The organism is Acidiferrobacteraceae bacterium (genome assembly GCA_037388825.1).
Taxonomy (GTDB): domain Bacteria; phylum Pseudomonadota; class Gammaproteobacteria; order Acidiferrobacterales; family JAJDNE01; genus JARRJV01.
Genome location: JARRJV010000040.1, coordinates 1 through 19,686, shown reverse-complemented (window position 1 = coordinate 19,686; position 19,686 = coordinate 1). Strand labels below are relative to the sequence as shown.

General features: G+C 61.4%; 16 protein-coding genes. 9 read left to right on the top strand and 7 right to left on the bottom strand.

All coding sequences use genetic code 11. The features are described 5' to 3' along the window. Nucleotides 1–47 precede the first annotated feature (47 nt). Together P8X48_08605 and P8X48_08600 are read left to right on the top strand one after the other, a co-directional pair. Complete coding sequence (locus P8X48_08605) at nt 48–887, top strand: carotenoid biosynthesis protein (protein MEJ2107373.1); 840 nt, start codon at nt 48–50, stop codon at nt 885–887. A gap of 75 nt (nt 888–962) precedes the next feature. Beyond that, entirely contained in the window at nt 963–2,294 is a 1,332-nt protein-coding gene (locus tag P8X48_08600) for an APC family permease (protein MEJ2107372.1), read from the top strand. A 212-nt stretch (nt 2,295–2,506) separates the two neighbouring features. On the opposite strand, the gene P8X48_08595 is transcribed toward P8X48_08600, so the two are convergent. After that, complete coding sequence (locus tag P8X48_08595) at nt 2,507–3,208, bottom strand: Crp/Fnr family transcriptional regulator (GenBank protein MEJ2107371.1); 702 nt, start codon at nt 3,206–3,208, stop codon at nt 2,507–2,509. 90 nt (nt 3,209–3,298) lie between these two features. Further along, nucleotides 3,299–3,865 carry a dCTP deaminase gene (gene dcd / locus P8X48_08590; protein ID MEJ2107370.1) on the bottom strand — a complete coding sequence of 189 codons (567 nt, stop codon included), beginning with the start codon at nt 3,863–3,865 and terminating at the stop codon, nt 3,299–3,301. A gap of 141 nt (nt 3,866–4,006) precedes the next feature. Between dcd and P8X48_08585 the strand changes: the two genes are divergently transcribed. Together P8X48_08585 and P8X48_08580 are read left to right on the top strand one after the other, a co-directional pair. Then, complete coding sequence (locus P8X48_08585; protein MEJ2107369.1) at nt 4,007–5,164, top strand: MFS transporter; 1,158 nt, start codon at nt 4,007–4,009, stop codon at nt 5,162–5,164. Nucleotides 5,165–5,348: 184 nt separating this feature from the next. After that, a complete protein-coding gene (locus P8X48_08580) occupies nt 5,349–5,654 on the top strand; it encodes a PilZ domain-containing protein (protein MEJ2107368.1) in 306 nt (101 codons plus the stop codon). Here the strand turns inward: P8X48_08580 and apbC are convergent. Next, nucleotides 5,638–6,729: an iron-sulfur cluster carrier protein ApbC gene (gene apbC, locus P8X48_08575; GenBank protein MEJ2107367.1), complete on the bottom strand. Its 1,092-nt coding sequence runs from the start codon at nt 6,727–6,729 to the stop codon at nt 5,638–5,640. The two genes, P8X48_08580 and apbC, sit on opposite strands and share 17 nt — an antisense overlap. Nucleotides 6,730–6,989: 260 nt before the next feature. Between apbC and metG the strand changes: the two genes are divergently transcribed. From metG to P8X48_08550, 5 genes are all read left to right on the top strand, one after another. Next, nucleotides 6,990–9,035, top strand: coding sequence for a methionine--tRNA ligase (gene metG / locus P8X48_08570; protein MEJ2107366.1), 2,046 nt, complete (start codon nt 6,990–6,992; stop codon nt 9,033–9,035). A gap of 64 nt (nt 9,036–9,099) precedes the next feature. Continuing rightward, nucleotides 9,100–9,759, top strand: coding sequence for an RnfABCDGE type electron transport complex subunit B (locus tag P8X48_08565; GenBank protein MEJ2107365.1), 660 nt, complete (start codon nt 9,100–9,102; stop codon nt 9,757–9,759). Then, nucleotides 9,756–10,391, top strand: a complete 636-nt coding sequence (gene nth, locus P8X48_08560) for an endonuclease III (protein MEJ2107364.1) — start codon at nt 9,756–9,758, stop codon at nt 10,389–10,391. The genes P8X48_08565 and nth overlap by 4 nt, the downstream gene beginning before the upstream one ends. Further along, nucleotides 10,388–11,488, top strand: coding sequence for an FIST C-terminal domain-containing protein (locus P8X48_08555; GenBank protein ID MEJ2107363.1), 1,101 nt, complete (start codon nt 10,388–10,390; stop codon nt 11,486–11,488). Before nth ends, P8X48_08555 begins: the two co-directional genes overlap by 4 nt. Nucleotides 11,489–11,495: 7 nt before the next feature. After that, nucleotides 11,496–11,939, top strand: a complete 444-nt coding sequence (locus P8X48_08550; protein ID MEJ2107362.1) for a DUF1841 family protein — start codon at nt 11,496–11,498, stop codon at nt 11,937–11,939. Nucleotides 11,940–12,030: 91 nt separating this feature from the next. Here the strand turns inward: P8X48_08550 and gloA are convergent, their stop codons facing one another. The 4 genes from gloA to P8X48_08530 form a co-directional block, all read right to left on the bottom strand. After that, nucleotides 12,031–12,417 carry a lactoylglutathione lyase gene (gloA, locus tag P8X48_08545; protein ID MEJ2107361.1) on the bottom strand — a complete coding sequence of 129 codons (387 nt, stop codon included), beginning with the start codon at nt 12,415–12,417 and terminating at the stop codon, nt 12,031–12,033. 12 nt (nt 12,418–12,429) lie between these two features. Then, nucleotides 12,430–16,224 (bottom strand): EAL domain-containing protein, encoded by a 3,795-nt coding sequence (locus P8X48_08540; GenBank protein MEJ2107360.1) that lies wholly within the window; start codon nt 16,222–16,224, stop codon nt 12,430–12,432. A gap of 106 nt (nt 16,225–16,330) precedes the next feature. After that, nucleotides 16,331–17,545 carry an argininosuccinate synthase gene (locus P8X48_08535; protein ID MEJ2107359.1) on the bottom strand — a complete coding sequence of 405 codons (1,215 nt, stop codon included), beginning with the start codon at nt 17,543–17,545 and terminating at the stop codon, nt 16,331–16,333. A gap of 19 nt (nt 17,546–17,564) precedes the next feature. After that, nucleotides 17,565–19,686, bottom strand: a 2,122-nt coding sequence (locus P8X48_08530; protein ID MEJ2107358.1) for an FAD-dependent oxidoreductase, incomplete at its 5' end; no start/stop codon positions are given.

Sequence of the window (19,686 nt, the reverse complement as noted above, 5' to 3'; positions counted from 1 at the left end):
GCGTTCAGTCTTTCCGCGGACCACGGCCGGCCGCTCGCCCAGGAATAATGATCACGGGAACAATACACTTCCGCGGTATCGCCAGGCATTCCCTGTTCGCCTTGTGGTTCGTGTACGCCGTTTCCATGATCCTGCTGGTCATATTCGTGCAGCTGGCCAAGATCTGGCCGGCGAATCCGCTGTTTACGTTCACATCGGCGGTATTCTTCCTGTTTTCGTTTGCCCACGCGCTGATGTGTCTGGGCCTCCGCCGCGGGATCGGACTGTTCGCGCTTGTGTTTTCGATCAGTCTCGCATTCGAAACGATCAATTTGCTCAGTGGCGGCCTGGTCTTCGGGCCGCTCCTTTACACCCACAAGCTGGGACTCAAGCTTTTTGGTCTCGTTCCGATCCTGATTCCCCTGACATGGTTCACGGTCGGATATCTTTCGTTTCGGATCGCCGGTCGTCTCGTAGGGGAACGCCCCGGAAACGCTCGTGCACGGCTGCGTCTGGCCGCAATCGCGGCCCTGATCATGGTGGCCTGGGACCTGGGACTGGATCCGGCCATGGTCGCGAAGGGGCATTGGTTGTGGCTTGTGCCGGGATCGTACTTCGGCATCCCGCTACACAATTTCGTTGGCTGGTGGCTGACCGCATTCAGCTTCTGCTACATCTTTTTGCTCCTGGAGCCGACGGGAATCGATTCCGGCTTCCAACCGGCCCGCGGCACAGCAAACCTGCTGGCGTCCTCGGCCTACGGCATCATGTGCATCTCCATGACCATCGCCAATGCCGATATGGGCAAGACCGGTCCGGCGATTATCGGTTTCCTGACCATGGGTTCTTTCGGCGTCTACTGGTTGCGGGACAGCTGGCGCCTGCGACACAGCCATATATCGCCCTGACCCTTGCTCGTTCGGTGGTCCCTGGACCGCGTGCTACCCTAGCCTGCGGGATTGCCTCGCACGCCAAGAAACAGGATGCAAAAACCGAAACAGCGAAACGGGAATATCGGAATCGCCGGCGCCATGGCGATTGGAATCGGGGGGATGGTCGGCGGCGGAATCTTCGCCGTGCTGGGTGAGGCCGTCAGCATCGCCCGCGGCGCCACACCGATTGCGTTCCTGCTTGCCGGGCTGATTGCGCTCGTCACCGCCAATTCCTACTGGCGCCTGTCCGTACGCTATCCCAACGAGGGGGGCACCGTGGTGTTCATTCACCATGCCTTCGGCGCCGACTTTGTCACCGGCAGCATCAATTTCATGCTGTGGCTGAGCTATATCGTCACGCTCTCCCTGTATGCCGTCGCCTTCGGCTCCTACGGACTGACCTTCTTCACCCTGGGCCAGGCGCCCGGTTTGCGGCACGCGCTGATCAGCACCGCGATCATCCTGCCCATCGCCATCAACCTGCTGAACGCGGAACTCGTCAGCCGTACGGAAACCGCCATCGTTCTGGCCAAGCTGGTTCTGCTGGCCATTGTGGTTGCCGCAAGCATGGGCGCCATCGACCGCGCGAGGCTGTCTCCCCACACCTGGGGCAGCGCCATGGATATTTTTACGTCCGGCATGGTGATCTTTGTCGCCTACGAGGGATTCGAATTGATCGCCAACGCCGCGGAGGATGTGCGTGACCCGGAGCGGACGCTCCCGGGCGCCTTCTTTGGGTCGGTTATTCTGGTGATCGTGCTGTATGTCGTCGTCGCGATCGCTACCGTGGGCACCGTGCCCGCAGCTCGCATCGCCGCGGTTCGTGACTATGCCCTCGCCGAGGCAGCCCGACCCGGGCTGGGCCTTATCGGCTTTCGCCTGGTCGCAGCCGCGGCCCTGCTCGCCACCTTGTCAGCGATCAACGCAACCCTGTACGGCAATGCGCGTCTTGCCTATTCCCTGGCCACCAGTGGCGAACTGCCCCGACTGCTGCGCCGGGAGGCCTGGAATCGACCGGCTGCCGGCGTACTGGTGAGCGGAACGCTTGCCCTGATCCTGGCCAACACGGTGGACCTTAGCGAGATCGCCATCCTGGCCAGCGCGGGCTTCCTGCTGATTTTCGGGGCGGTGAACCTGGCCGCGGTGGTACTTTCGCGGCGCACCGGGGGCGGATTCCTGCTGCCTGCCCTGGGCACGGCAGCCTCGTGGATTGCCTTGGGAGTCTTGTTGATCCACGGTTACAGGGAACATCCCTGGACCCTTGGAGCCTTTGCCGGCTTCGTTGGTGTGGCCGTGGTGTTCGAGCTGATCTATCCGCGAATCCGGGAACGCCGGCTAAATCTGCCGGCACGGGATAATGCGAGGGTGAGTCACGATTCCTGAGCGGGCGCACGGAATCAGTGCTTGGATCGCGTGGTTCGCCCGGGGATTCCGCCCCGGGCGCCACATCTGGTTCTTGTGTCGCTGATTTTCCCCTCCTCCATGTCCGGCGGTCGGGCGCGATCCAGGCGCCGGGCCGCATAAGCAGCGGCCCCGGTTAGAAGAATATATGCGGGGATAAACGACGTGTATGTAACCTAAGTTACACAAAAGGCCTACATAAAATCGCGCCGGGCAAAGGCCGCCAGGTCATCCCGGGAGAGCAGTTCAATGGCCCCCCGCCGCAACCGGATACAGCCCTGTTTCTGCTCAAATTCCTTCAGCAAACGGCTGGTGACTTCGCGCGTGGTGCCCAGCTCCTTGGCCAGATCCTGATGGGTGATCTTCAGCATCTCCTCCCCGCTCTGCTCAAACAGCTGGAACAGGGTGCAGGCCAGACGGTTGTCCAGGCGCCGGAAGGCAATTTCCTCAACCCGGGCCAGCACATCGCACATGCGTCGGGCCAGTGTGGAAAGGACAAAATTGCGGAACCCTTCCGATTCGGCGAGGGCCTTCCGGAACTGGGGTGGACTGAGCGCGAAGCCCTCCACCTCCGTCTCGGTAATGGCCTCGGCGCCAAAGGGAACACCGTCGACCAGGCTGCTCAGGGAAAGGACACAGACGTCGCCGGGGAAGACCCGATACAACACAATCTCCCGGCCGCCCTCCGAGATCTCGTGCACCCGCAGGGAGCCCTTGGTGATCACCAGTAAACTGCTGCACGGATCTCCCTTGCACAGCATCACCGTGTCGGCCGGGGCACTCACCGGTGTAGCGCTGGCCAGGACCGCGTTCCAGGCGGGATCGTCGATCGCGTCCAGGCTGGGCAATTCGGAGTTCGAAGCCAGTATCAGGGTTTCTTTCGGTTCTGCGCTCATTCAGCGAGTACCCGATTTCGTAGGGTTCCGATATCTATTTAAGGATAGACCCGGGTGGAACCGCGCGAAAGGCCCTGCAGAAGCCATTTTTCAGGCCTTGGGCAGGGTGACTCCGGTCTGGCCCTGGTACTTGCCGCCGCGGTCGCGATAGGAGGTTTCGCATTGCTCGTCGGACTCGAAGAACAACACCTGCGCCACACCCTCGTTGGCATAGACCTTTGCCGGCAGCGTGGTGGTATTGGAAAACTCCAAGGTCACATGACCCTCCCACTCCGGTTCCAGCGGCGTGACGTTGACGATAATGCCGCAGCGGGCGTAGGTCGACTTCCCGAGACAGATCGTCAGCACGTTGCGAGGAATGCGAAAGTATTCCACGGTGCGGGCCAGGGCAAAGGAATTGGGCGGGATGATACAAACGTCTCCATGGAAATCGATGAAGCTGTTGGCGTCGAAATTTTTCGGGTCAACGATGGCAGAATTGATGTTGGTGAAGATCTTGAATTCTCGTGAGCAACGGATATCGTATCCGTAGCTGGAGGTGCCGTAGGATATGACCTGCCCGGCCTCCGTGTTGCGGATCTGTCCAGGTTCAAACGGATCGATCATGCCTTGATCCTGCGCCATGCGCCGGATCCAGCGGTCAGACTTGATACTCATAGGACTCCCGATTGCCTTCTCGATTCTTGGCTGCGATATCCCGGGACCGGGCCCGACCCGGCCACAAGGGCCGGCACATCATAGCAGGCCGTCGCCGGCGACCCCATACATGACGCCCCATTTCCTCCGCGGAATCCCCGGTTGACCGCGCCGCGCCACTTCCTCCCCCGCACGGTGGTCGTCCTGGGCCTGGTCTCCATGCTCAATGACACCGCCAGCGAGATGATCACCCCGCTGCTGCCCGTGTTCCTGACGGCCACCCTGGGAGCGGGGCCCGCGGTCGTGGGCCTGGTGGAGGGACTGGCCGAGGCAACCTCCAGCGTGCTCAAGCTGGTCTCGGGCTGGTTGGCGGACCGGGGCTGGAGGCCAAAACTGCTCGTCGTGGGTGGCTACACGACCTCGAATATCGCCCGCCCCCTCATCGGAGTCGCCGTGAGCTGGCCCTGGGTTCTGTTCATGCGATTCCTGGACCGGCTGGGGAAGGGCCTACGAACCGCTCCCCGGGACGCCCTGATTTCCAGCGCCGTGGACCGGGATCGGCGTGGGCGGGCCTTCGGTTTTCATCGCTCCATGGATCATGGAGGCGCCATCATCGGGCCCTTGATCGCCTTTGCCCTGCTCGCCGCCGGGCTCACCACCACCCATGTGTTTCTCGCCTCGGTGGTGCCGGGAATGCTGGTCATTGTCCTGCTCGTCTTCGGTCTGGCACCCAGCGCCCCGGCCCCGGTCAGCCACGCACCTCTGCATTGGCGTGACCTCGACCGGCGGCTCAAGGCCCTGATCCTGGCCGCCGGCTCCCTCGCCCTCGCCACCACCCCGGAGGTATTCCTGGTCCTGTGGGCGCAATCGCGGGGGCTGGCCATCCATTGGATTCCACTCATCTGGGCCGCCGCCAGCGCGGCCAAGGCAGTGGTCACGATACCGGCCGGCCAGATTTCCGATCGGATCGGCCGACTGCCGGTGGTTGTAGGCGGCTGGGTGCTGCGGATTGGCCTGCTCGTCCTGCTGGCCCTCACGCCCGATGGACCAACCACGGTTTGGCTAATGTTTCTCGCCTATTCCGCCAGCATCGCACTGACCGAACCGGCGGAGCGGGCCTTGATCGGTGATTTTGCACCCGCCGACCAGCGTGCCACCGCCTTTGGCCTGTATCACCTTGTCAGCGGGGTATTCGTACTCCCTGGTGCGGTCCTGTTCGGTGCCGTCTGGCAGTGGGCCGGGATGTCATCGGCGTTCCTCATGGCCGCAGCACTGACCTTTTTGGCTGCCACCGTTCTGTTGATCATCGCCCGTCGGTAATTCTTGCCATTCGGTCACCGCGCCGCGGTACTTTTGCGCACATTGCTCCAAGAGTGCGGCAAGCCCGTCTAAGATTTTGGTTCTGACCCTGTTCATCGGGGTCCAGGGCTCCGGCCCCACTCACGGATTTTTTGCGAACCAACTCACGGCACAGCAAGAAAAGCGACAAGGAGGGCAAGAAGCGATGGCACTTCCAACCGTACGAAACGAACGCGAACATACACGGTATGAGGTTTCAGTCGACGTTGTGGTCACGGCTCCGGATTGTGAACCAATTACTCTCAAGACGGGTAATGTAAGCCACGGCGGGGTATTTCTTCTGCGCAAGGGCCACGAACCGCTCCCGGCGGTAGGCACCGAGTTCGTCGCCACCCTGAATGAGTTCCTCGGGAGCATGGAGCCCATGGCCATGCGCGGCCGCGTCATCCGGCGCGACGCGCACGGGATTGGAGTCGAGTTTCTTGGAACCCCGATCAGGAGTTCTGAATGACGATGTTCGGGAATTTGGCGCTGTAGTCCTTCTTGCGCAGGGAAAGCTTGGCCGCAGCCCGGCGCGCGATTTCTCGATAAGTCTGGGAGATCGGGCTTTCCGGCTCTGCCACCACTGTGGGCTTGCCCGAATCCGTTTCCTCGCGGATCCGGATATCCAGCGGCAGGGCCCCGAGGAAGTCCACGTCGTAGTCCTCGGCCATACGAGTGCCGCCGCCGGCGCCGAAAATGTGCTCCTCGTGGCCACACTTGGAGCAGATGTGCGTGCTCATGTTCTCGACGACGCCGAGCACCGGCACTTCCACTTTCTCGAACATCTTCAGCGCCTTGCGCGCGTCCAGCAGGGCGATGTCCTGCGGCGTGGTAACGATGATGGCACCGCTGACGGGGACCTTCTGCGCCAAGGTCAGCTGGGTGTCGCCGGTGCCCGGAGGCAGGTCGATGATCATGTAGTCCAGGTCCTTCCATGCCGTATCCCGCAGCAGCTGTTCTAGGGCCTGGGTGACCATGGGGCCACGCCAGATCATGGGGGTCTCCTCGTCAATGAGGTAGCCGATCGACATGGTCTGCAGGTGATAGCTGACGATGGGCTCCAGGGTCTTGCCATCTTCGGAGTTGGGCTTGGCGTTGACGCCCAGCATCCGCGGCTGACTCGGACCGTAGATATCCGCGTCCAGCAGACCGACGGTGGCACCCTCCGCCGCCAGGGCCAGGGCCAGATTGACCGAGGTCGTGGATTTGCCCACACCGCCCTTGCCGGAAGCGACGGCGATGATGTTCTTCACGCCATCGATCGCCTTCACACCCGATTGCACCGCGTGTCCCACAATGTTGGAGGAGATGTCCACGGTCACGTCGCTGACGCCGTCGATGGCGGATACCTTCTCGTGAACGTTGTTCCGCAGGGTGTCCTGGTATCCCTTGGCAGGAAAACCCAACTCAATCTCAATGGCGACCTTGCCGCCGTCGATGGCAATGTTCTTGACGACCTTGGCGCTGATCAGGTCCCGATCCAGGTACGGATCGATCATGTCCTTCAGGACGGCCTCTACCTGGGCCTGGGTGACTTCGGCCATGGAAAATACTCCAGTAAATCAGTCAACAATTCTTGGGGAGCGCAATGCTACACCGGCGCCCGCGGAATGTCATGGGGGCGGGCGCGGATCATATCAAATATCGACCCCACTGCGACAAGGGGCATCCCCCGGGGACTCCCGCGGCGCGGGCCAGGGCCGCTGGTCTGCCCGTGGCAAAACTGCTATTTTCCGGGCCGATTTTTAGTGGGCGCCGCCTGCGGGCGCAGCCTTTCCCTGCCGGACATGAGAAACTCGAGCCCGTGAGCGACCGTCGCACCATTCTGGTTACCAGCGCCCTGCCCTACGCAAATGGGCCGCTCCACCTCGGGCACCTGGTGGAAACCGTCCAGACCGATATCTGGGTCCGGTTCCAGCGCATGCGCGGTCACGAGGCCTGGTACGTCTGCGCCGACGATGCCCACGGCACCCCCATCATGCTGCGGGCACAAAGCGAAGGCATCACGCCGGAAGAACTGATCGCCCAGGTCGGTGAGGGCCACAAGCGGGACTACGCGGATTTCGCTATCGGTTTCGACAATTTCTACACCACCCACTCACCGGAAAATCGCGAACTGGCGGAAATCCTGTATCGGCGCCTGCGCGAAGCGGGCCACATCGCCAGCCGCATCATCCAGCAGGCCTACGATCCTGAACGGGAAATGTTCCTGCCGGATCGATACATCCGCGGGACCTGTCCGCGCTGCGGCGCCGAGGATCAGTACGGCGACAGCTGCGAGGTTTGTGGTTCCAGCTACGACACCAGCGAATTGATCAATCCGCGCTCGGTGATCTCCGGCGCCGAGCCGGTGATGCGTGAATCAGAGCATTATTTCTTCAAGCTGGGTGACTTCGAGCCCATGTTGCGGGAATGGCTGCATCCGGACATCACCGCCCCGCGCCATGTCCAGGCGGAAGTGGCGAACAAACTCACCGAGTGGTTCGAGAACGGGCTGCAGGACTGGGACATCTCTCGCGACGCGCCCTATTTTGGCTTTGAGATCCCGGATGCGCCGGGCAAGTATTTCTACGTCTGGCTGGATGCCCCCGTGGGGTACATGGCCAGCTTCAAACAACTGTGTTCGCGCGAGGGACTGGACTTCGACCGCTTCTGGAATCCTGGGGGCGATACCGAGATCTATCACTTTATCGGCAAGGACATCCTGTACTTCCATGCCCTGTTCTGGCCCGCCATGCTCAGCGGTGCCGGATTCCGCCCGCCCACGGCGATCTTCACCCATGGCTTCCTCACGGTGAACGGGCAGAAGATGTCCAAGTCGCGTGGCACCTTCATCAACGCCCGCACCTATCTGGATCATCTCAATCCCGAGTACCTGCGTTACTACTTCGGCGCGAAACTGAACAGCCACGTCGAGGACATTGATCTCAACCTCGAGGACTTCGTCGCGCGGGTCAACAGCGATCTCGTCGGCAAGGTAATCAATATCGCCAGCCGCTGCGCCGGATTCATCAACAAGCGTTTCGACGGCAGGCTTGCGGACAGTCTGCCGGAAGCGGATATGTACCAGCAATTCGCCGAAGCCGGGGATGCAATCGCTGAACTGTTCGAGGAGCGGGAGTACTCCCGGGCGGTGCGGGAGATTATGGCCTTTGCCGATCAAGCCAACCAGTACATCAACGAACGCGAACCCTGGGTGGTGGCCCGGGATCCGGCGCGCGACGCGGAGTTGCAGGACATCTGTACCCAGGGCCTGAACCAGTTTCGCGTCCTGATAACCTGGCTGAAACCGATCGTTCCGCGGACCGCGGCCAAGGCCGAGGCCTTCCTGAATGCCGGGCCTGTCCAATGGGACAGCCCACAATCCCCCTTGACGGGACACACGATCAACAAATTCGAACACATGATGACCCGTGTCGAGACGGCGCAGGTAAACGCCATGCTCGATCAGGCGCAAGAGGAGCTAGCACCCGTGACTGAGACCAAGACCCCGACCGGTCCCCTGGCCGACGATCCCCTGCATCCCGAAATCAGCTTCGATGATTTCGCCAAGGTAGACCTGCGGATCGCCCGCATCGTCAGGGCCGAACACGTGGAAGGGGCGGACAAGCTGCTCCGGCTCACCCTGGACCTCGGCGGCGAAACGCGCAACGTGTTCGCCGGAATCAAGTCCGCTTACGCGCCGGAGGATCTGGTTGGCAAGCTCACCGTCATGGTGGCCAATCTGGCGCCACGCAAGATGCGCTTCGGAGTATCGGAAGGGATGGTCCTGGCAGCCGGACCGGGCGGCCAGGACCTGTGGATTCTGCATCCGGACGAAGGCGCGCAACCGGGTCTGCGCATCAAATAGGAAGGTAGCGGCGGTTCGCGGATTTGCATGGCACGACGCGCCTCGCCATACTCCCGCGACCATGATGCAGACCCGTACACCTGCACGGTCCGTGAGAGAACTGGACCGCGCGCTGCCGCAGACCCAGTGCACCCGCTGCGGCTACCCACGATGTCATGACTACGCCCATGCGATCGCCCGCGGCGACGCCGAAATCAATCGTTGCCCGCCGGGCGGAGACGAGACGATCGCGATCCTGGCCGGGCTCACCGGCCACGAAGCCCTGGCACTGGACCCGGAATGCGGTATCCATGAGCCGCGTCGCGTCGCCGCCATCGACGAGCCCCGCTGCATTGGCTGCACGAAGTGCATCCAGGTCTGTCCCGTGGATGCGATCCTTGGCAGTGCCAAACTCATGCACACGGTTCTGGCCGCGGAGTGCACGGGATGCGAACTCTGTCTTCCTGCCTGCCCCGTGGACTGCATCGACATGACGGACGACATCCCGCGAGCGGTCGGCAAACGCTGGCCCGAATATAACGAATCGGGAGTGTCGCGGGCACGAAAACGGACCGTGGCACGGTTGCGACGCCTGACACGCATCCGCCGCGAGCGTGCCCGCCGGTCGTCATTGCGGCGAAAGGCGAACGCGGCGGGCGGCACCATCCCGGATTCCGAACAAATCCGCAAGGAGATTCGGGGCGCGGTGACGCGTGCCCGCGCCCGGCGCAGACCCGGCTCATGAATGCAAAGAAGATTCGGGAGATCTTCGAGCGCCTCAAGGCGGCCAATCCCCGTCCGCGTTCCGAACTGAAATACACCAACCCGTATCAACTACTGGTTGCCGTCGTGTTGTCGGCACAATCCACCGACAAGGGCGTAAACCTCGCCACCCGACCCCTGTTTGAAAAGGTCAAGACGCCGCAGGACATGGTGGATCTCGGTCTGCGAAAGCTGAAGACCCACGTCAAGACCATCGGCCTGTACAACACCAAGGCCGCCAACATCATGAAGACCTCGAAGATTCTCGTGCAGCAATACAAGGGCAAGGTGCCGCGCACCCGCGAGGAGCTTGAAGCCCTGCCGGGCGTTGGCCGCAAGACCGCCAACGTCATCCTCAATACTGCGTTTGGCGAACCGGTTATCGCCGTCGATACCCACATCTTCCGCATTGCCAATCGCACCGGCCTGGCACCGGGCAAGAACGTGCGCGAGGTGGAAGATCGACTGATGCAGGTAATTCCCGATGAATACCGCCATGATGCGCACCACTGGCTGATCCTGCACGGGCGCTATACCTGTCTCGCTCGCAAGCCGCGCTGTGGCAGCTGTGTAATCTATGATTTGTGCGAGTATGGGGATAAAGTAGAGGAATGAGCGGAACCGCGGTTGCCACCGGCCTGAGTCACGGGAAGCATCCTGATCCGTCTCACGCCGCCAAGGCCATAGAAATTGCCCTCGAACGGGCAGGGTTGGACCGTGCCAACGGCGCCATAGTCCTGCTGACGCACGAATACGCAGACGAACCGGAGCCGGCCCTGCGTGTCGCCGCCCGCGCCGCGGGCAGCCTGCAGATCATTGGCTGCACCGGGACCGGCGTACTTACCGAAGACGAATGGCTGCTGGACAGCCCGGGCGCCGCAGCCATGGTCTTTGGTGGCGATCATCATCTGGAGCTGGCGGGCGATGCCAACCAGACCGACGATCCCCTGCTGAGCCTGTGCACGCCGTCGGGACTGGACGCGGAATGGCTGGACTCCCTCGCTACCCGCATCGGCGCAGTATCGGGCGACCCCTTCGGCTATGGACCGTTCAAGGTCTGGTCCAGTGGCCGGGTACAGGACAGCGGCCGCGTCGAGGCGCGAATCAGCAACACGCGCTCGGCCGTCACAGTCTCCCAGGGTGTTCGCGCCCTGACCGCACCCATCAAGGTCGCGGAGGTCGAGGGATTCGAGCTGGTGCGCCTGGGCAACTACCCCGCCCTGAATGTGCTGGTACGATCCCTGCCGGATTCGGTGCGACAAATGAAACGCATCCCCCTGCATCTGCTCATGGGCGGTGTGACCTTCGGCGATCCGCAGACCGCGATCCGCGAAGGGCGCTACCGGCTGAACCACATCATCTCCGCCAATCTCAACAAGCAGTCCATTACCCTTTCGGATCAGCTCAGTCAGGGGGAATCACTTTTCTGGGCGATGCGAGATGCGCTCGCCGCCGAACGGGATGTACGCGATGTACTCCAACGCGCAGCTGACGAGCTGGGTGGAGAACCCGACTTCGCGTTGATGTTTCCTTGCATGGGACGTGGGCCGAATTTCTACGGCAACCGTGATCGCGATCTGGAATTACTGCAATCGCGATACCCTGGTCTGCCCACTATCGGTTTCTACGGCAACGGTGAGATCGGCCCCATGGACGACAACAATCACCTGTATCAGTACTCCACCGTTTTCGGCCTGTTTCGCGCGCAGTAGTCCTCCCATGCTTTTCGGTTCCCAGCGCCAGGACACGCGCGAAGTCTTTTTCACCGCTTGGCACAAGCACACCCAAGGCCTGCCGCTGGAAGGTGCGGAACAGACCATCGTCCGAGTCGCCCTGGAGCACCCGGAGTATCACGCCGTTCTGGCGGACCGGGATACCTACGCCGATCGTGATTGGCCGCCGGACCAGGGCGAGACCAATCCCTTCCTGCACATGGGCATGCACGTGGCCATCGAGGACCAGCTCTCCATCGACCAGCCCCCGGGGATCCGCCAGCGATACCAGACTGTGGTTCAGCGTATCGGTGATGCCCACGAGGCACAGCACAAACTCATGGACTGCCTGGGGGAGATGCTTTGGCGGGCCCAGCGCGATAACACCCCGCCGCAGCCGGCAGTGTATTTCTCCTGCCTGGACCGAATCGCCGGGCCACCGGAACGATAGGCGGGGCCGCCCCGGAGACCTCTCTTGCGACGGGCCCTTGCCGCTTGTCCGGGCCCAGGGGAGCCGGATTGGCTCGAGGCTGCACGCGGATCTAGTTCTTCTTCTGAATCAACTCGATCTTGTAGCCGTCGGGGTCTTCCACAAAGGCAATCACCGTCGTACCGTGTTTCATCGGACCCGCTTCCCGCACCACCTTGCCGCCACGAGAACGGATTTCTGCGCAGGCGGCGTAGGCATCGTCGACCTCCAGAGCGATGTGACCATAACCCGTGCCGAGTTCGTAGCGATCCGTGTCCCAGTTGTGGGTCAACTCAATGGCGGCCTGCTCGGATTCCGGGCCGTACCCGACAAACGCCAGCGTGAACTTGCCGTCCGGATAGTCCTTCTTGCGCAGCAGTTCCATGCCAAGGACTTCGGTATAGAACCGTAGTGACTCGTCCAGATTCCCGACCCGTATCATGGTATGCAGGATGCGCACTTCGGATACCTCCTATTCGATGCCGGCCTTGGGGCGCACCGCTTCTTCGATCGGAATGGGCCGCGCGACGGCGTAGCCCTGGGCATAGTCGACGCCGAGCCTGCGCACCGCCTCGAGTACCTCCGGCGTCTCGACGAATTCGGCAATGGTTTCCAGACCCAAGGTATGGCCGATGTGATTGATCGACTCCACCATGGCCAGATCAATCGGGTCCTCGATGATATCACGGACGAAGGAGCCGTCGATCTTCAGATAGTCAACATTGAGATTCTTCAGATATCCGAACGAACTCAGCCCGCTTCCGAAATCGTCCAGGGCAAAACGGATTCCGAGATCGCCCAGTACGGCAATCACCCGGGTTGCATAGGCAAGATTGGCGATTGCAGCGGTCTCCGTGATCTCGAAACAAAGCGCCTTCGGATTGGCCCCGGTGCGCTGCACCTCGGCGATCACGAATTCAACAAATGAGTCCTCGGAAAGGGTCTGCCCGGAAATATTGATGTTGAACCGAAGCGCTTCGGCATCCTCCCGCCCGCCTTCGGCAGCCAGCAAATCCAGGGTCTTGCGAATGACGGTCCTGTCGATCGAGGGCATCACATGGTAGCGTTCAGCAGCGGGAATGAAGGCCATGGGCGGAACGATCTCCCCCCTCTCGTCCAGCATTCGAACCATGATTTCCCACCCGGAATCTGCTTCCTCGTGTTCCTCGAGGCCCAGAATCCGCTGACCATAGAGCTTCAGTCGGTCTTCTTCCAGCGCACTGGCGATACGCGACACCCACTGCATCTCGCCGTGGCGCTGCGCTAGGAGCTTGTCGTCCGGCTGATAGACGTAGATTCGATTCCGCCCGCGATCTTTTGCGGCATAACACGCGCTGTCGGCCGCACTGAGAAGATCGGTAATGGTGCCACTGCCGGCCTCGATGGGAACCAGGCCGATACTGGACCCGATTTCAAACGCGCGATCGTGCCAGGAAAAACGCGTTTGCCGAATCGCCGTGCGCAGATCGTCCGCCAGTTTTTCCGCGACATCCAGTGGACAATTCCAGAACAGGACACCGAATTCATCGCCACCCAGGCGGGCAAGCGTATCGGCCCGGCGCACCTTCTGCCGCAAACGGCCCGCAACCTGCTTCAGGAGTTCGTCCCCAGCAATGTGGCCGCAGGTATCATTGACAATCTTGAACTGGTCGAGGTCCAGGTAGCACAGGGCATGGACGACGTCATTTTCCCGCGCCCGTTCCAGGGCACTGCGCAACTGGACCTCGAATTCGCGCCGGTTGATGAGGCCGGTCAGCGCATCATGACTCGCCTGGTGCGACAACTGCTGGGCCATGCGCCGCATTTCTGTAACATCGTGCAAACCGATCACCACCCCGATGGTCTGGCCCTCGGCGCTGCGCGTAGGTGAGGCGGAGTATTCCACTGCATGTCTCGCCCCTTCCCTGCCCATGAGGATGACATCGAATTCAGAGGCGATTCGCCGGTGTTGCTGCAGACACTGCGCAACCGGATCAGTGATCTTGCGCTTGGTGGTCTCTTCCACCAAGGTGAATACGTCCGAGAAGGGTCGCCCTTCCGCTTCTTCCAGGAGATAGCCGCTGATCTGCTCGGCAACGGGATTCATGTATTCAATTCTTCCCTGGGTATCGGTAGTCACGACACCGTCGCCGATGGATTCCAGGGTCACCTGGACGCGCTCTTTCTCGCGATACAATTCCTCCTGGGTGGACCGATATCGACTGATGTCCCTCGACGTCCCCTCGTATCCCGCCACGTTCCCGTTTTCGTCGAAATAGTACTGTGCGTTAAGGGATACCCAGACCGCGCTACCGTCCGCATGCGCGAGGCGTGTCTGGTAGCCTTTGACGACCCCGTCATGCTTGCGCAGATAATCCAGAAACGCCTGGTACTCATCAGAATCAAGGAAGAGTTCGCCAAAGTTACTCCCCACCAGGTCTTCCGGCTTCCGCATCAATAGCGTTTTCACCGACGGGGAAACCCGCAACAACTGTCCCTTGCGGTCGGTTCTCGCAAACACGTCCTGCATGCTGTTGAGGATGGTACTCAACTCGTGCTCGGATTTGCGTGTTCTTTCCTCGGCCCGGGTCTGCGCTGTGACATCCCGCACGAACGCCTGCACCCGAACCCGGTCGTCGAGGCTGATGCGCGCCGCATGTATATCGACTACCATCACACTTCCATCCCGGGGACGGCGCAGGCGAATCCGCATGGACGCCTTCTCGCCTTCGAGCAGCCGCTTGCACGTAAGCGCCAGCAGGGGAAGATCGTCTTCCACTGCCACGAGGTCCCTCATAAGCATACCCACGAGAATGTCCTTGGGAGCGCCAAACAGTTCCATGGCTGCCCGATTGACGTCGAGAATTCGCTGGTCCTCGTCCAGGAGCAGGATCGGATCCGGAGCCAACTCATTCAGGTCACGATAGCTCTGCTCCGCACGCCGCTGCTGCTCGTGCAGCATCAGCGTATTCACCACCAACGCCGCTTCCTGCGCCAGGACTTCAATCATTCGCGCATCGCGCTCGCTATAGCGCTGGTCTTCCCGTGTGGAACTCGATATGAGAACACCGATCGGAGCATCATTCAGGCGCAAGGGCGTCGCGAGTGATGCGCGCACACCGGTTTCTTCCACGACCTGCTGATTGACCCGGGGATCGCCGTGGGCATCGTCCACGATGATGGTCATGCCCGACTTGAAGGCGAGGACGGACAGGGACACGTCCGTGAGGGGCAAACGATAGTACCCCTTTGCATTGTAGGGCTCGCCGCTGTGAGCAACATCCACCAGCTCGTATTTGTCCGGGTCATAGAGCAGCAGGAATGACTTGTCGCTGGCAAATAGCGAGTCGCACAGATCCAGGATACTGGCAAAGGAATCCTCGACCAGATTCACGGTCGTTGATGTCGACAGGATGTGGTTCCGGATTTCCAGAATGTCGTTCTGAACCTGTAGCCGTTCGCCCAGATCCTGGAAATCGCTGGTCAATACGCCCAACTCGTCCGTCGACCGCGGCTTGAGTCGAGCCACATCGAGCATGCTCGTGCCGCGCTCCCGGTCAATAACACCTCGCAAGGGACCCAGGGATTGGGAAATGGACCGAACGAAAAGCAGCGCACCGGCGACGGCCATCAACTCCAGGGAGAACCAGATGAAAAAAGTCTCAGAGGAAAAATATCCGGTTCGGGTCCAGTAATACTGAACGATGGCGGTATCTGTCAGAAGGGGTATCAAGGCGCCAACCAGAAAGACCTTGGCCTTGATCGTGACATGGGGCCGTTTTAGCGGAATATCGCGTACTGTCTCTCCAAAAAGGTCGAGAATACGGAAGAAGATCGGCAGGCCAATGATGATCGAGACAATCAGCGCGACCAGATGAATCCGCAGCCAGTCGATAGGAGCAGCATGAAAGTCCGTGTAGGCCTCCAGACCGACAACAACCGAGGCGGGCGCCAGGAGCAGATAGACGAGAAATACGGACCAGAAATGGATCGGAAAGCGACGCATGCAACGCAGGGCTGCCTCGTAGCCGACTGCCTGCGGCTGCTCGAGATACCGCGCTATCGGGCGGACGTTCCGCATCAGATACAGGTATGCGGTGGCCCCACCGGCCAGGATAAAACCCGGCTCGATGGGCGTCACCATCAAGGTGAGCAACTGATTTACGGTGAAGAACTTGATTGCGAGCAGCAGGCTCAGACCGAACACCGGGGGGGCGGTCCAGGCCAGTACAACCAAGGTTCGGTATCGACGAAGAAATTCCGTCGAGGAAATGCGGCTCGCTGACAAGAGTATTTTTTCCGGCAAGTTGGAATCGGTACGCCAGGCTCCGCGACGTACCCCCGGCCCTCCTCAATTGGAAGTATAGCCGCGGTCCTGGAACCAGGCTGCCGGATCAGGACTTTTTGCGCCGGGATTCGATACGCATGCGCAGGGCGTTTAACCGGATGAAACCTTCCGCATCACGCTGATTGTAGGCCCCGGCGTCATCCTCAAAGGTCGCAATCGTGGGATCAAAAAGGCTGTCGGTCCCGGATTTCCTGCCCACGACTACCACATTTCCCTTGTACAGTTTCAGACGCACAACGCCGTTGACGCGATCCTGGGAGGCGTCGATCATGCGCTGAAGCAACTCCCTCTCGGGACTGAACCAGTATCCGTTGTATACCAGACTGGCGTAGCGGGGCATCAATTCGTCCTTGAGGTGCGCGACTTCACGATCCAGGGTAAGCGACTCCATGGCGCGGTGCGCTTTGAGCAGAATCGTGCCGCCAGGCGTCTCATAGCAACCCCGGGACTTCATTCCGACGTAACGATTTTCGACGATGTCATCGCGACCAACACCGTTGGCGCCACCCATCCGGTTGAGGGCCTCCAGGATGCCCGCCGGCGTGAGTTCCTTGCCATCGATGGCGATCACGTCGCCGTGTGAAAACGTCAGTTCCACGTAGGTCGCTGTATCCGGCCCCGCCTCGGGGGATACGGTCCAGCGCCACATGCCCTCTTCCGGTTCGGCCCACGGATCTTCGAGAATATCGCCCTCGTAGGAGATGTGCAGAAGGTTCGCGTCCATAGAATACGGCGAGCGACCGCCTGCTTTCTTCTCGACCGCAATGCCATGTTGGTCGGCGTACGCCAGAAGTTTCTCGCGCGAGGTCAGATCCCACTCGCGCCACGGCGCAATCACGTTGATGTCCGGCTCCAGGGCATAGGCACCCAGCTCAAATCGAACCTGGTCATTTCCCTTGCCCGTGGCGCCGTGAGCAATGGCATCGGCCCCGGTTTCGCGCGCGATCTCAACCAGCCGTTTGGCAATCAAGGGTCGCGCGATGGACGTACCGAGCAGGTATTCGCCTTCGTAGACAGCATTCGCTCGAAACATGGGGAACACAAAGTCCCGCACGAACTCCTCGCGCAGGTCTTCGATAAAGATTTCCTTGATGCCGAGAGACTCGGCCTTGGCCCGTGCCGGCTCGACCTCTTCGCCCTGACCGATATCCGCGGTGAAGGTCACCACCTCACAGCCGTAGGTTTCCTGCAACCACTTGAGGATGACCGATGTATCCAGACCGCCTGAATACGCGAGTACCACCTTCTTGATCTGCGCCATCTCGGGTGCTCCCGTGGGATCAGGCAGGTTTGCGCGCCTGCGAACGACGCAGGCGTGACAACAGCCGCCGCGCCATATCGCCGAACAGTTCCGTCTGGGTCGGATGTGGATGGATCGCCATCGCCACCTGATCCAGGGTCATGTCACCGGCTACCATCATTACCGCCTCGCCGATGAGCGTATCGGCATGCTCGGTCAGAAAGTGCACGCCAACAATACGATGGCTCGCCTTGTCCACCACCATCTTGATCAGTCCGTCGGTCTCACCGGTGATCATGGCCTTGGCATCGATGTTCATCGGCACCTTCACCTCCACCGCGTCCAGCCCGGCCTGCTTCGCCTGGTCCAGCGAAAGGCCGACGAAAGCAGCCTGAGGACGAGTGAAGATTACGCCACAGTCCTTCGCCTCATCATAGGCCGCGGCCTCGCCCAGGATATTCATGGCGGCGACGCGGCCCTGCTGACCGGCCGTGTGCGCCAGCATGTATCCGCCAACTACATCGCCGACGGCGAAAATATGCGGCACATTGGTACGGCAACCGGCATCCACGGTGATCACGCCCTTGTCGCTGGCAATGCCAGCCTTGTCCAGGGTCAACGGCTCCAGAACCGGGCGCTTGCCCGTGGCCATAATCACGTAGTCGCACTTGAAGGTCTTGTCCTTGCCCTCGGCATCGGTGTAGGCCAAGGTCATCGCACCGGGCGACCCGCTGATCTTCTTCGCCTTGGCTGACGTAGCCAGGGTCAGGTTCTTTTCCTTTTCCAGCAAGGCGGTCAGCGCAGTGGCAATTTCGGACTCGACTTCCTTCAGCGGCCGGTCGGCGGCCTCAAGCACCGTCACCTTCGCACCAAAGTCGGCGAAGATCTGCGCCATCTCGAGACCAATGGCGCCCGCACCAATAATCCCCAGGCGTTTCGGCGCCTCCTTCAGGAACCAGACGGTGTCCGAGGTGAGCACCCCTTCCCCGTCGGCCCCGGGGACCGGTGGCACCCAGGGCGGCGCGCCGGTGGCGATGACCGCTGCACCGAAGGTGACGCGCTTGCCCTTCTTGCCTTCGGGAACGGGTGCGCGGGCGTGGGCCTCCTCGGAATTGCCCGAGGTATCGATCACCACGCTGTGGTCGGAGTCGAAACGGGCGAAACCGTGGATCACGTCAATCTTCACGCCCTTGTCGGTTTTGAGCGCCATGGAACCGCGGGTCTCCAGCACCTCGCGCCGGGTCTTCTCCAGCTGCTTCCAGTTCAGTTCGGCATTGTTGGTCCCCTTGACACCCAGGCGCGCGTCGTGGGCGCGATCGCGAATCCGGTCCGCGCCGGCGCGCCAGGCCTTGGACGGGATGCAACCGCGCCACAGGCATTCGCCGCCGGGGAACGGCGCATCGTTGACCATGGCCACCTTGATGCCGTGACCGGCCAGATCCCGCGCGCAGTCCTCGCCGCCCGGTCCGCCGCCGACGACCAGTACGTCATAGTCCCAGTCACCCTTGGGGATTGCGCGTTCGCCGCTCTTGGCGGCGTGTGGAACCGCGGCAGGCGCGACCTTGCCGCCGCCGGCAAGCCAAGGGGCCGGGTTTTCCACCAGGTCGCGGAAGGTATTGAGGAATTTGGCGGCATCGGCGCCGTTGACGATGCGATGGTCCGCCGTCACCGTGACCGGCATGCCCTGGGGTCCTGCCGTCGCGATGGCGAAGATGGCCGAAGTGCCGGGCGAGGGAATGGCGTCGAACAGGGCCACACCCATCATGCCCATGTTGGAGATGGTGAACGTAGGATTGGAATATTCCTCCGGCTTCAATCGCCGGCGACGGGCGCGATCGACCAGATCCTTCCAGTCGGCGTTCAGCTGCGCCAGGGGCTTGTGCACCACGTCACGCAGCACGGGTACGACCAGGCCCATGCCCTCGGTTTCCACCGCCAGCCCGACATCGACCTGTTCGCGCTCGACGATGCGGTCCTCGTGCTGATACACGGCATTGACCTTGGGATGCTTTGCGATGGCCAGGGCCGCGGCCTTGGCCATGGTCACGGTCAGGGAGGCACCGGCCTGCTTGGAGGCCGCAATCAGGGCCTGGGGCTGGATGTTCACCGTGACACGAAACAGGGGCATGGAGACCGAGTACTCCATGTTGTGCGCCACCGCC